13 protein-coding genes are annotated in these 13083 nt (G+C 39.2%); all 13 read right to left on the bottom strand.

Going from position 1 to position 13083, the window contains the following annotated elements:
• Window positions 1–18: 18 nt before the first annotated feature.
• The 13 genes from NST62_RS05835 to NST62_RS05775 all read right to left on the bottom strand — a co-directional run bounded on the left by NST62_RS05835 (window position 19) and on the right by NST62_RS05775 (window position 13079).
• Complete coding sequence (locus NST62_RS05835) at window positions 19–1137, bottom strand: M20/M25/M40 family metallo-hydrolase (RefSeq protein WP_141600756.1); 1119 nt, start codon at window positions 1135–1137, stop codon at window positions 19–21.
• Between the two features lie 280 nt (window positions 1138–1417).
• A complete protein-coding gene (locus tag NST62_RS05830) occupies window positions 1418–2941 on the bottom strand; it encodes a cobyric acid synthase (protein WP_141600757.1) in 1524 nt (507 codons plus the stop codon).
• A gap of 14 nt (window positions 2942–2955) precedes the next feature.
• Window positions 2956–3552 carry a cob(I)yrinic acid a,c-diamide adenosyltransferase gene (locus NST62_RS05825; protein WP_208649816.1) on the bottom strand — a complete coding sequence of 199 codons (597 nt, stop codon included), beginning with the start codon at window positions 3550–3552 and terminating at the stop codon, window positions 2956–2958.
• Between the two features lie 19 nt (window positions 3553–3571).
• Window positions 3572–4354 (bottom strand): uroporphyrinogen-III C-methyltransferase, encoded by a 783-nt coding sequence (gene cobA / locus NST62_RS05820; RefSeq protein ID WP_141600759.1) that lies wholly within the window; start codon window positions 4352–4354, stop codon window positions 3572–3574.
• 68 nt (window positions 4355–4422) lie between these two features.
• Entirely contained in the window at window positions 4423–5784 is a 1362-nt protein-coding gene (locus NST62_RS05815; protein WP_141601060.1) for a cobyrinate a,c-diamide synthase, read from the bottom strand.
• The gene (locus tag NST62_RS05810) at window positions 5784–6932 is read right to left on the bottom strand and encodes a cobalamin biosynthesis protein (RefSeq protein ID WP_141600760.1); all 1149 of its coding nucleotides are present in this window, start codon (window positions 6930–6932) and stop codon (window positions 5784–5786) included. The genes NST62_RS05815 and NST62_RS05810 overlap by 1 nt, the downstream gene beginning before the upstream one ends.
• Window positions 6929–7708: a precorrin-4 C(11)-methyltransferase gene (gene cobM / locus NST62_RS05805; RefSeq protein WP_342463214.1), complete on the bottom strand. Its 780-nt coding sequence runs from the start codon at window positions 7706–7708 to the stop codon at window positions 6929–6931. Before cobM ends, NST62_RS05810 begins: the two co-directional genes overlap by 4 nt.
• Window positions 7705–8409, bottom strand: a complete 705-nt coding sequence (cobI, locus tag NST62_RS05800; RefSeq protein ID WP_141600762.1) for a precorrin-2 C(20)-methyltransferase — start codon at window positions 8407–8409, stop codon at window positions 7705–7707. Before cobI ends, cobM begins: the two co-directional genes overlap by 4 nt.
• A complete protein-coding gene (gene cbiE / locus NST62_RS05795) occupies window positions 8402–9610 on the bottom strand; it encodes a precorrin-6y C5,15-methyltransferase (decarboxylating) subunit CbiE (protein ID WP_141600763.1) in 1209 nt (402 codons plus the stop codon). Before cbiE ends, cobI begins: the two co-directional genes overlap by 8 nt.
• Window positions 9600–10709, bottom strand: coding sequence for a cobalt-precorrin-5B (C(1))-methyltransferase (locus NST62_RS05790; RefSeq protein WP_141600764.1), 1110 nt, complete (start codon window positions 10707–10709; stop codon window positions 9600–9602). The genes cbiE and NST62_RS05790 overlap by 11 nt, the downstream gene beginning before the upstream one ends.
• 5 nt (window positions 10710–10714) lie before the next feature.
• Window positions 10715–11353, bottom strand: coding sequence for a precorrin-8X methylmutase (locus NST62_RS05785; protein WP_141600765.1), 639 nt, complete (start codon window positions 11351–11353; stop codon window positions 10715–10717).
• Window positions 11350–12126, bottom strand: coding sequence for a precorrin-6A reductase (gene cobK / locus NST62_RS05780; RefSeq protein WP_328219692.1), 777 nt, complete (start codon window positions 12124–12126; stop codon window positions 11350–11352). Before cobK ends, NST62_RS05785 begins: the two co-directional genes overlap by 4 nt.
• Window positions 12123–13079 carry a sirohydrochlorin chelatase gene (locus NST62_RS05775; RefSeq protein ID WP_342463213.1) on the bottom strand — a complete coding sequence of 319 codons (957 nt, stop codon included), beginning with the start codon at window positions 13077–13079 and terminating at the stop codon, window positions 12123–12125. Before NST62_RS05775 ends, cobK begins: the two co-directional genes overlap by 4 nt.
• Window positions 13080–13083: the final 4 nt, after the last annotated feature.

Here is a 13083-nt window from a genome sequence, read left to right as displayed (position 1 = left end):
AAATCACCTCAAATTGAACTATTTCTTGCCGGAGCATTTTACGATTTCTACTAATAAATCGGCCAATTTCTCCAGTTCTTCAATAGGCATCCGTTCTTTCGTTGTATGGATATTTTCATAGCCTACCGACAAGTTGACTGTGGGAATGCCAAAACTTGAAATGACATTGGCGTCGCTTCCCCCACCAGAGACCCCAATTTGAGGTGTTCTGCCAACATTTTTTACTGCTTCCACTGCCACTTGTACTACTTTATCCGTTTCACCTACTGAAAATCCCGGATACATCAACTGTACATCCACTTCAGCGCGGCCTCCAAATTTTTCAGCCACTTTTTCAAAAGTTTCTTTCATATGAGCTGTTTGCTTATCTAATTTCTCTTTTTGGATGGAGCGGGCTTCTGCTAGGATGAATACTTCATCACAAACGATATTTGTCGCTTTGCCGCCTTCAAAACGCCCAATATTCGCTGTTGTTTCATGGTCGATGCGCCCTAATTTCATTTCCGCAATGGCTTTCGCTGCCAATGTAATAGCAGAAATCCCTTTTTCCGGTTCCACTCCTGCATGGGCTGTTTTTCCAAAGATTTTTACATTTAATTTTGCTTGATAAGGAGCCGCAACAACGATTCCTCCCACTTTTCCATCGCTGTCAACCGCATAGCCGTACTTGGCAATAATTTTATCCCGATCCAACTCCTTAGAGCCGGCAAGACCATCTTCTTCGCCTGCTGTAATAATGAATTGTATTGTACCGTGTTCAATGGACTGTTCTTTAAGACGGCGAACCATTTCCAAAAGTGCAGCAATTCCAGCTTTATCATCAGCGCCTAAAATGGTTGTGCCGTCAGAATATATATAGCCATCTTCTTTTATTTGTGGTTTAATGCCCTTCCCAGGAACAACCGTATCCATATGTACGGTAAAATAAATCGGTTCAACATCCAATGATCCTTCCAAAGTGGCGATAATATTTCCCGCCGCATGACCATTGCGTGTATGAGCATCATCTTGATAAACGGAAAAACCTAAATCTTCCAATTTATTTACAAGAATTGGTGCTATTTTTTCCTCATGTTTTGTTTCTGAATCAATTTGGACTAACTCGATAAATTCATTCACTAAACGACTATTTTCCATGTTCAAAACCCCTTTTTTCCACTATTCATCCTCATTCTACGCTTTACTGTTTCAGAATACAATTACAAAGGTTTTATTGTTTGAAAGGTTAATTCTTCTTTTCAACTTATTAATTTTCCAGCAGAAAGGGTGTTGTTGATTATGGCGTTAGGGGATGTTTCTATAGCACAGATAGGAAAATAAGTGCGGAGTCTAGCATAAATTGGTGAATCCTAAGCAATGCAAAATTGCCCCCAATCCGAAAAATACTTTGGATTGAAGGCTATTTGTAATTCGACATTTACTTCCCATTTTTCATTAATTTTTGTTTTTCTAATAAAGCATATATATATTCCATATTTAAACAGCTTTGCACTTGTTCTGCCAGTATTTCATATGCCTGTTCACGGCGTTCTTTATCCGTTTGTACTTCCATTGGTAATGGATTCAACCCCTTACTTTTTCTTATTTCATTAAAATACGCCCTTGTAAAATAGCGATTTTGGAAGATGCCATGTAAATATGTGCCAATGGCTTTCCCATTATGAACAATAATACCATCCGTTGTTCCATCATTTAATTGTAAAAAAGGCAATGCATTTTCCTTTACCTTTGTTTGGCCTAAATGAATCTCGTATCCTTCCACTTCAATTTCTTTTTGGAAAAGCGTTGGATGAATTTTGCCTTTTGTTTGGGTCGTTCTTTTATTTTTTTCAAAGATCGTTTGTATCGGCAGTAGAGAAAGGCCTGAGACTTCCTTCAAATTTCCTTCTACACCATCAGGATCGAGAAGTTTCTCGCCTAATATTTGATAACCGCCACAAATTCCGAAAACTCTGCTGCCCTTTGAATAACATTGTTGAATAGCTTCAAATAATTTCGTTTCTTTTAACCACATTAAGTCGCCCGTTGTATTTTTTGTACCAGGTATGATGATGCAATCTGGATTTCCTAACTCCTTCACATCTCTAACTAAGCGTACCCCTACGTCAGGCTCCTCAAACAACGGATCGAAGTCTGTAAAATTAGATATTCTCGGCAATTGAATACAAGCCACATCAATAGGGCATTTCTTTTTAGGGTTTTTTAGTTTTAAAGTATCGAGGGCTAAAGAATCTTCAGCTTCAATCTGGCAGTCTAAATAAGGGATAACCCCAATAACGGGAATTCCGGTATAGTTTTCAAGCCATTGTATGCCATCCTGAAGTAATTCAATCATCCCTCTAAATTTATTAATGATGATACCTTTTACAAGTTTCCGTTCTTCTTCATCCAACAATGCAAGCGTGCCGACAATTGAAGCAAAAACTCCGCCCCGGTCGATGTCTGCAACGAGGAACACATCGGCATCCAGCATTTTTGCTACCCGCATATTCGCAATGTCGCGATCTTTTAAATTAATCTCCGCAGGGCTGCCGGCACCTTCTGCCACAATAATATCGTAGGATTGTTCCAAGTCATGGATGGCTTTTTCCACAATTGGTATTGCTTGCAGCGTAAAGTTCTCTCGATAATTTGTTGCACCCATATCCATAAAATGCTTCCCATGAACGATGACTTCCGAAACCATATCTTGTTTCGGTTTGAGCAAAATCGGATTCATTTTTGAATTAGGGATTATCCTAGCAGCTTCTGCCTGCACCCCTTGAGCTCGGCCGATTTCTTCCCCATTCTGGGTAACATAGGAATTCAATGCCATATTTTGAGACTTAAAAGGGGCAACTTTGTATCCTGCATTGGAGAAGATGCGGCAAAGTGCCGTACAAAGAACACTTTTCCCCACATCAGAAGACGTTCCTTGTATCATAATTGAACTTGCACGCAAATATTTTCTCTCCTTTAAAATTCCAGGCCTTTTACCGCCGAAATTCCTTCATTATAATAATGTTTCGTACAATCGATAGTCGAAACCAAATCTGCAATGTCGATCAATTCTTGTTTCGCATTACGGCCTGTAATCACGACATTCATATGTGTTGGACGATTTTGAAGTGCTGTGATCACTTCATCAAGAGGAATTACGTCATCAACCGGAAAGTTTGTAATACTGAGAGCATTGTTTAGTTCATCCAACACTAATAAATCAATGGTTGGATCTTGGAGGGCTTGTTTTGCAATTTCCCACCCTTTTTTCAAAGCTTCCCGATGCTCTTCCGGTGTCTTCGTCCATGTAAATCCGATTCCTAATTGTTCAACCTTAACGGAGCCTTTCCCTTCTTCGCCTTGGCTAATGCAACCGAGGCCTAATTGTTCCATTGCAACTCCTAATTTTTCTAAGGCAATGGCTTCACCGTAAATACGTTGTTTCGATTTAATGAACTGTAAAAAACAGACATTCATTCCACGGCCAATTGCACGCAATGTCAGTCCCAACGCTGCAGTCGTTTTCCCTTTACCATCACCAGTATATATTAAAGTGAGTCCTTTATGTTTCATTGTCATTCTCCTCCTTCCATTATTGTGTATTGGTATTGTTTTTTGTTTTATATAAGGTATCTTCAAACCACATTGCTTGTTCTCTTACCTTTACAACTTCACCCACAATAATCATGGCAGGATTTGTAATCTTTTCGCTCGCAGCCAATTGGGAAATCGTATCTAATGTTCCAGAAATGGTTCGTTGTACCTTCGTCGTACCATTTTCGATAATCGCGACCGGAGTACCGGGGGCTTTGCCATTTTGCATTAATTGACGGCAAATATTCTGTAAATTCCCAACTCCCATATAAAAAGCAATCGTATCGATTCCAGAGAGTGCTCTCCAATTTAAATAATCAGAACCATTTTCTTTACATCCGTGTCCTGTAACAAGGGCAACACTGGATGCATATTCGCGATGGGTTAATGGAATCCCGGCATACTCGGCTGCTGCAACACTTGCAGTAACGCCAGGCACAATTTCAAAGGGAATCCCATGCTGCTTGAGGACACTGGCTTCTTCTCCTACTCTTCCAAAAATACCGGGATCCCCTCCCTTTAATCTCGTAACAATCTTTCCTTCCAATGCTTTTTGTACAAGAATTTCATGAATTTCCTCTTGAATGAGCATATGTTTTCCAGGCAATTTACCGCAATAAATGCGTTCTGCATTTTTGGGAGCATACTCTAGCAATGATGGATTTATAAGCCGATCATACACAATGCAGTCTGATTGCTGTATGCATTCGAGCCCCTTGACTGTGATCAATTTTTCATCTCCAGGTCCAGCTCCTACTAAATATACTTTTCCTTTGCTCATATTTCCCTCCCGGAAGAAAGTTGCATTGTTGTTTACTGAATTGAAAATTATTTAATAGTATAATAGTTTTATTTCCGTTTCTGTTGTTGATATTTTAAACAAGCATTCAACCAGTTATCGATTAGCTTCGGATTGGATGCGAAATGGAAATGGACATATCCTGCAATTAATGAATGGACAACACAACCATCCTGTTTTTGTCCAAATCGACTTTTCAATGCATAAGCCGGCACCTGCTCTGTATTTGGTATAAAAGTGGAATAATGGAATTCATGGCCTTTTGCCGTCTCTCCTTCTCCCATGAGGAAATTGTTGTTTACTCCAACAATTTCCCGGTAACCAAGAGCTGCAAGTTTAGGTTGCATCATAACGTTTCCATCAATGATCCCAACCATTGGATAGCTTATACCTTCAGTTGACTGGATGGATTTTGTCAAGTACATGAACCCTCCACATTCAGCCACTGTTGGAAGCCCATTTTCAATCAGTTCTTTAATGGATTGTTTTGAAACTTCATTATTTGCAAGCTGTTCTGCGAATTCTTCCGGAAAGCCCCCGCCAATATATAATCCATCTGCATCTTCAGGTACCGGTTCGTTCGCTAATGGGGAAAAATATTGAATTTCAGCCCCGCGCGATTTAAGTAATTGAATATTTTCTTCGTAATAAAAATTAAAGGCCGCATCCTTTGCAACGGCGATTATTACATTTACCTTTGGATCTTCGTGAAAAATAGAATTTTCAACTTCTTGTAAATTGTTCGTTTCAGAAATGCTTAATAGCCGGTTGAGATCAATGGTTTTTTCTACTTCTTGTGCCAGCGAATCAAAATAAGAATCCAATTCTCCCCTTTCAATAGCCGGAATTAATCCGAGATGCCTGCTTGGCAAATGGAGATCATTGTTTTTCTTCATATAGCCGATTACCGGAATTTTACATTCTTGTTCAATGGCTGTTTTTACAATGTTAAAATGGCCCTCGCTTCCAACTCTGTTGGCAATTACACCAACGATTCGCGATGGTTCATGCAGAGTTTGAAAACCTTTGACAATTGCTGCTGCACTTCTTGCCATGCTTGAGCAATCCACCACCAGCAGAACTGGACTTTCAGTAATGACAGCGATTTCAGCAGCGGATCCGGTATTTTCCAATGGACTTTTGCCATCAAAATACCCCATCACCCCTTCGATAATTGAAATATCTGCATCGCGGCCAGACCGTTCTACAATATCACGGATTACTTCGCGGCTTAACATCCAGCTATCGATATTTCGGGAAATTCGTTTTGTAACGGCAGTATGATAAGATGGATCGATATAATCAGGACCGCATTTAAAGCCTTGGACGACTAAATTTCTCTTTTTCAGTGCAGCCATAATTCCGATTGTTAAAGTTGTTTTTCCAACACCGCTCGATGTACCTGCAATCATTACTCTTTTTGCCACGGATAATCCTCCTTATGTTCTAGAACCCCTACAGAAATCGTTACATTGCCGCTTTTCTTTTTGACAAGGACAAGGGAATCCGATTGTAAATACCGTTTCGCTGCTGCTTCACTCACGGAATATGCCCCTGTATATTTATAAACCGTTTCTGATGGTTCTTCGATATGCATTTCATTAAGTTCCTTGGCGGTATACGTACAAAATTCCACTTTTCGTTCTTCCACCACTTTTAATAAACCTTCTTCATCTTTCTTTAAGTCAATGGTGCATATCGCTTTTATACTTTTTGAAGAAAATCCCAACTCAAGCAACGTCTCTTCAATGACTGACTGAATCTCCTCCCCGCTTGTTCCGCGATTACAACCGATGCCTATTACGATCACTTTTGGTCTAAAAATAATACCGCATTGCAATATTGATTTTTCTTCCGGGGCAAGTAAGCGATGCGTGATTATTAAAGCACCGCTTGGCTTCGCATCGATTGCGTCCAAAATTGTCGGATATAACATGATATTTTTCGGTAATGGATGATCATATAACCACCAAGAACGCTCTCCGCTTTCCTGCACTATGGCAACTGGTTCTTCGTTGACGACAGCCGCACTTACCTTGGTCAAATGCTCTTCGGAATCCCAAACCCATCCGAATCTGGAGCCAAATAAATCTACGGCGATGGTTTGTTGAACATCAGATGCTGTGGTAATAACGGGATTTGCGTGAAGCAATGCGGCGATTTCTCTCGTTAATTCATTCGCACCTCCTAAATGGCCTGAAAGCACACTGATTACATTTTTACCCCGATCATCGATGACAACGACTGCCGGATCGATTTTTTTATCTTTTAATAGTGGTGCAATCATGCGAACAACTGCACCAAGAGAAATAAACAAAATGAGACCTTTATATTTATAAAAAATGGCTGAAAGCAGAATCCGAACATTGCCATCATATAACTGAATTCCCAGACCCTCTTCATCACCTTTGGCAAACTTATGCGGATAATACAAGTCGCCATTTGGAAAAAGTCCTCTTAATTTTCTCGCAATTTCTGCGCTATGTTTTGTAATCGCTACAATCGCATAATCATTTTTTTGATTGATTTTCGGAATTTCCTCCTCCGCTAGTTGAATCACTTTGAAACTCCTTTCCTATAGCCGTGGGTAAACTCGGCATCGTAAAGTTTCGAACGATAAGAATTCTTTTCATAAATGTTTGGATCAAGTGCCCATCCAGCCAATATCATGGCATGTTTGCGAATCCCATTTTCTTTCATTGCTTCATCAAGTTGAGCAAGTGTCGTTCGAACGATTTTTTGATCTGGCCAAGTAGCTTTTTGAATAACAGCTACAGGCGTATCATCTTGCCAGCCTGCTTCTTTCGATTCCTTCATGATTTTTTTCGTTAAAGTGGCACTGAGGAAAAGAGCGATTGTACAATGATGGCTTGCCAAATCTTTTAATTTTTCTTTTTCCGGTACAGGCGTTCGTCCTTCTGCTCGGGTTAAAATCAGAGTTTGAGTTAATTCGGGAATTGTCAGTTCTGCTTGTACTGCTGCTGCTGAAGCAAAAACTGAACTCACACCCGGAATGATTTCAACTTCAATGCCTTCTTTTTTTAGTAATGCGATTTGTTCTGCAATAGCACCATACAACGATGGATCACCGGTATGAACACGTGCAACTTTTTTCCCACGGTCCACCCGATCTACAATGATTGATACAATTTCTTCCAAATTCATTCCGCTCGTTTTTATTATTTCTGCTTCTTTCTTTGCTTTGGCAATTAACTCTTCATTCACAAGAGAGTCTGTATAGAGAATACAATCTGATTGTTGCAAAATATGTAAACCCTTCACCGTGATTAAATCGGGATCGCCCGGACCAGCTCCAATAATCCATATTTTTTTCATTTTCGCACCACCATTAACGTTAAATAATTTAAATCCGCACCGTCCAATTCATCGATGCTCCAGATTATTTCTTCTTCAGATGTTACTTTTGTCACTACGTGTGCTTTGTTTTCCAAGCCCAAATCCCGAAGAATTTCCAGCATCAAATCTATGACCTTTGCAACTTTAATAAATACAACAGCATCATGGGTTTCAATCGCTTTTCTCATTTTATCGACATCATCATTTGCAGGTATAATCGCGACTTGTTCATCACCATCAGCCAGAGGAATGTTTAGACAGGAAGCTGCACCGTTAATAGAGGAAATGCCAGGAACTGCTTGAATTTTGACATCTGGATATTTTTCGCTCATTAACTTCATTAAATGAATAAAAGTGCTATATAATAGCGGATCCCCTTCCGTAACAAACGCCACATCTTTTCCATTGGCAATTTTCCCATAGATTTCATCAACGGCTTTATTCCATTCCCTTTTTAATACTTCTTCATCTTTCGTCATTGGAAATATTAGGCCCAACATTTCCTTTTCTTCAGGCCGTATAAAAACTTCTGCAATTTTGTATGCATAACTTTTTGAACCTCGCATTTTTTTTGGATAAGCAATGACTGGACATTCTTGAAGTGTGCGAAAAGCTTTTAAAGTAATTAATTCAGGATCTCCAGGTCCAACACCTATTCCGTATAGAGTCCCTTTATTCATTTCCATCTTCCTTTCGTTTTGCACTTACAATAAACACGGGATTTAATGGAGCTAACCGGGTCAATGATAAGATCGGTTTACTTCTTGCGATTTGTACTTGGGTAACTTCTGTATGGAATCCTAATCTGTTCAATATCTTGATTGATTCATATAAGTTTTCGATTGTTGCTAGATTTAACACGATGCGTCCATCATTTTTCAACCTTTGACAACATACAGTTAATAATTCCTCCATGTTGCCGCCTGTACCACCAATGAAAATGGCATCCGGATCGGGAAACTCATCAAGGCCTCCCGGCGCTTTTCCGTGTACTACCGTGAAATCCACCCGAAATTTTTTTTGATTACGGAGACAGTTTGCGATGTCTTCTTCATTTTTTTCAATGGCATATATCTTTCCTTCTTTTGCAATTTTCCCAGCTTCAATCGCGACAGAACCGGTGCATGTCCCGATATCCCACACAACGCTTTGTGCGTTTATATTCAAAGCGCTAATGGATAATACACGAACTTCCTTTTTCGTTATTAATCCTTTTTCCGGCTTTCGTTGATAAAACTCTTCATCTTCAATGCCAAGCGGCCATTTTTTTGCTTCTTGAGTTTGAACTAAAATCACAACATTTAATGGAGAGAAACTGGATTTCTCCATTTCTTCCAACGTCATTTTTCTGCAACGCTCCTCTTCCCCTTGCAAGTTTTCAGCAATATAAGCTTCATACTCAGTCATACCAAACTCTAGCAAATATTTTGCTAGAGTATTTGGGGAATTATTTTCATCTGTTAATATAAACACTTTCTTTTTTCCATCGATTTTTTGAGCAAGGCCTTTTATTGGGCGTCCATGTATGCTGACAAAATAGGCATCTTGCCAACTGATTCCAAATTTTGCCGCTGCAAGTTGTATTGAACTGATATAGGGATAGATTTCAACCGGGATTTTTTTTGATAAAAGTCCGCCTATACCATAAAACAAGGGATCTCCGGAAGCTAGAATCACAATGTTTTGATTCCTTTTTCCAAGTTGTTCAACTATCCTCATTATTTTTGTTTTTAATACGATTTTTTCACCTTTAAAATTTGGGAAAAATGATAAGAGTCTTTCTCCTCCAACAAGAACTTCCGCATTTTCAATCCACTCAATTAATTGGGGATGAAGTCCATGTACACCGTTGTCTCCAATTCCAATCAATTTAATAGGCATCAATATTTTCCGCCTTTCCTAATAATTCTCCATTCATTGAATAAATCGCAGTCGAAACAATCAATCCGCCTTCCACATGTTTAATTACTTCTTTACAGCAATGTTCCGATATTTTGTCAAAAAAGGTCTTGCATCCTAGTTCTCTCATGATTTCCCCAACTTCATTCGCTGTGTTCGCTTGAAGAATTTTTACGATGCTTTCATTTGCAGCTCCACATTCTTTAGCAATGGAAGCAAGAAATTCAAAACTTACTTGAGAACCTTTTGAGTGGAGCATCATCGAACCTCGGGCAAGTTTTGAAAATTTTCCCATCATTCCAACCAAAGAAACTTTTGGAATGCCGATTTTTTTGCAATGTTTCATTGCAAAACCCACAAAATCGCCCATTTCAATAAAAGCAACTTCAGGAAGATCGGAAAACATGCTCATAGCAAATTTTTCGCTTCGTCCACCTGTTGTAAAAACAAGATGCTCACAACCGGATGCTTTGGCCACTGATATAGCTTGTACAATACTTGCCATATAAGCAGCATTAGAAAAAGGAACAACTGTTCCTCTTGTTCCCAATATTGAAATTCCTCCAATGATTCCGAGACGGCTATTTAATGTTTTTTTGGCAATTTCTTCACCATCGGGAACAGAAATGATAATATTTACCCCTTTTTCAATCTCAAAATGTTTTAATACGTTTTCAATTTCCGTTTGAATCATTTTCCGTGGAACGGGATTAATGGCTGCAAGTCCCACTTCAATCGGCAATCCGGGTTTTGTGACCCTGCCTACTCCTTTGCCGCCATCGATAAAAATTTCCCCGTCCTCTCTCCAAGAAACTGTTGCTTGAATAATAGCGCCATGGGTTGCATCAGGATCGTCCCCGCCGTCTTTAATTGTTGAACACGTCACTTCAAAGTCTCCCATGTTGCAATCTTCTATTAGAAATTCAACATCTTTTCCAATTGGCAGATGTATCGTTACCCTCTTTTGTACTTGTTTTGTGATTAAAGCGATTAGTGCCGCTTTTGCACAAGCTGTTGCACAAGAACCCGTTGTATAACCTTCCCGTAGTTCAGATGTACTCTTTCTCTTTGTTTTCTGCATTTCCCTTACACCTGATCAGCTAATATTGAAATAGCATTTAAAGCAGCTACGGTTACAGTGCTGCCGCCTTTACGGCCGATATTCGTAATATATGGAATCCCTTCGAGTTTCAACAGCTCCTCCTTCGACTCAGCTGCTGAAACAAAGCCAACAGGCATCCCGATGATTAAGTCAGGTTTTGCAATGCCTTCCTTAACAAGACGAATTAATTCCAACAATGCAGTCGGTGCATTGCCTATTGCATATATACCTCCTTCATGTTCACGAGCGGCTTTTCTCATTGACATAATAGCCCGAGTAACTCCCTCTTCTTTCGCTTCTTGTGACACATCTTCATCACTGATATAACAATGCAGATCTCCGCCATATTTTTGGAATCGTTTCCGTCCTGAGCCGCTGACAATCATTTGGACATCGGCAATTACATGTTTTCCTTCCCGGATTGCTTTAATGCCCGCTTCAACAGCACCATGTGAAAATACAACACTTCTTCCTAATTCAAAGTCAGCCGAAGCATGGATGATTCGGCGAACAACTTGCCATTCCATGTCTGAAAAGTGATGTTCTCCCATTTCTTCTTCGATAATGGCAAAACTATAATCATAAATCTTATCCGGATCTACCGTAATCGGTTTAAAATTCATAATGCACCCTCATTTCTTTGATTTTTTATCCAATTTACAATTTCCTCCATTTCACTAAATACATGACCAAATTCTATAATTGGTCTTTTAATGACAATCGTTTCAATCCCAAGTTCCTTTGCAGCTTCTATTTTTTCATCGACCGCACCAACTTTGCCGCTTTCTTTTGTAATCATGAGTGTCACACCGAAATGCTTAAATAAGGCAATATTCAACTCTTTTGAAAAAGGGCCTTGCATTGCCACTATATTTTTTTGGGGGAAGCCGAGCTGCTCGCATTTTTGCATATTATCGATTCGGGGAAGCATTCTGCAAATCACGCGAACATCATTCAGCGGCAATAATTTATTTGCGAAGATTTCCAGCGTTTTACTGCCTGTTGTGAGCATGACAACTCCTTTTTTCTTTGCTGCAAGTTCCGCTGCCTCTTCATAGGATGAAACAAATTTGATAAAATCCTGTTCAAGCTGCAATTTTTCCCTCTCATAGCGGATATAGGGGATATTTAATTGTTCGGCAACCCATTTTGCCGTTTTATGTGCTTCTTCGGCAAAGGGATGACTGGCATCTACAATCATTGTCACCCCGATTTCCCTTGAAAATTCGTACATTTTTTCATAATTTAATCTACCAACTTTTACTTCTATGCCTTTATCAACAAGACTTTTGGCTGCAGATTCTGTTACTACGGTAGCCATTAGGGGGAAGCCTTCCTTTTTTAACAAAACAGCCAATTCACGTGCATCACTTGTCCCAGCAAGAAATAAAATCATGGTTTCACTTCCATTTTTTCATCAAGTTGGACGTTACAACCTTTGTAATCATGATGATGATGTTTATGACCATGGTGATGTTCATGTTCATGCTCATGGTGATGTTCATGTTCATGCTCATGGTGATGGTGATGGTGGGAAATGAGCCCCTTTTCCATTAACTTTTGAACATTTTGTATATCTTTATCACCGTTCGAATGCCCGGATAATGCTTGTACCATTCGTTCAATAACGACAGATTTTAATCGGGGATGGTATCCAAAATAATGGGCAATTTCAATGTTTATTTCGGGATATTGTTCTTTGAAGCGTTCACAATAGGATTTCATCCGCTCCATTAATATGCCCGTAAATAGAAAATATGGAAGCATGATGATTTTTTTAGCACCAAGCTTTATACATCGTTCAATCCCTTCTTCAACCAATGGTTTTGTCACTCCCATAAAAGCTCCTTCCACTACTTGAACATTTAACTTCTCCCATAACAGTCTTGTAATCTTGAAAAAATCACCATTGGCATATTCATCGCTTCCTCCCCGGGCAATTAATAAAATGGCTGTATCTTCATGTTTTGCCTGGGTATCAAAACCGATTTCTTGTAGACGTTCCAGTAAAATTTGAAAAATATCTTCATGAATTCCCACAACTTCACCATAAGTGAATTTCACATGGGGATATTTTTCTTGCGCCTCTACAATTTCTGCGGGAATATGAATTTTAGAATGTCCTGCATGGAGCAAGATGATTGGCATTACATAGATTTCACTGGCACCTTTTTCGATGCAAATCTTAATACCTTGAGAAATCGTTGGTTCAGCAAATTCTAAAAAACATGTTTCTACTAGTAGACTTGAATCAATTAATTCTCTTGTTTGCTTTACAAATTCTCTTACTTCTTCATTTCCTGCTTCAAGCTTACTTCCATGTCCTACAAATAAAATAGCTTTCGTCATGTTA

The organism is Ureibacillus sp. FSL K6-8385, from assembly GCF_038593155.1.
Classification (GTDB): Bacteria; Bacillota; Bacilli; order Bacillales_A; family Planococcaceae; genus Ureibacillus; species Ureibacillus terrenus.
This window is presented reverse-complemented; position numbering and strand designations above follow the sequence as displayed.

Bases quoted from the DNA above. Each gene is read 5' to 3' on its own strand.
- cobK (WP_328219692.1), bottom strand. From the start codon at position 12,126: ATGATTTTATTTCTTGCTGGGACAAGTGATGCACGTGAATTGGCTGTT.
- NST62_RS05825 (WP_208649816.1), bottom strand. From the start codon at position 3,552: ATGAAACATAAAGGACTCACTTTAATATATACTGGTGATGGTAAAGGG.
- NST62_RS05775 (WP_342463213.1), bottom strand. From the start codon at position 13,079: ATGACGAAAGCTATTTTATTTGTAGGACATGGAAGTAAGCTTGAAGCA.
- NST62_RS05790 (WP_141600764.1), bottom strand. From the start codon at position 10,709: ATGCAGAAAACAAAGAGAAAGAGTACATCTGAACTACGGGAAGGTTAT.
- cobA (WP_141600759.1), bottom strand. From the start codon at position 4,354: ATGAGCAAAGGAAAAGTATATTTAGTAGGAGCTGGACCTGGAGATGAA.
- cbiE (WP_141600763.1), bottom strand. From the start codon at position 9,610: ATGCCTATTAAATTGATTGGAATTGGAGACAACGGTGTACATGGACTT.
- NST62_RS05815 (WP_141601060.1), bottom strand. From the start codon at position 5,784: ATGATTGCAGGTACATCGAGCGGTGTTGGAAAAACAACTTTAACAATC.
- cobM (WP_342463214.1), bottom strand. From the start codon at position 7,708: ATGAAAAAAATATGGATTATTGGAGCTGGTCCGGGCGATCCCGATTTA.
- cobI (WP_141600762.1), bottom strand. From the start codon at position 8,409: ATGAATAAAGGGACTCTATACGGAATAGGTGTTGGACCTGGAGATCCT.
- NST62_RS05835 (WP_141600756.1), bottom strand. From the start codon at position 1,137: ATGGAAAATAGTCGTTTAGTGAATGAATTTATCGAGTTAGTCCAAATT.
- NST62_RS05785 (WP_141600765.1), bottom strand. From the start codon at position 11,353: ATGAATTTTAAACCGATTACGGTAGATCCGGATAAGATTTATGATTAT.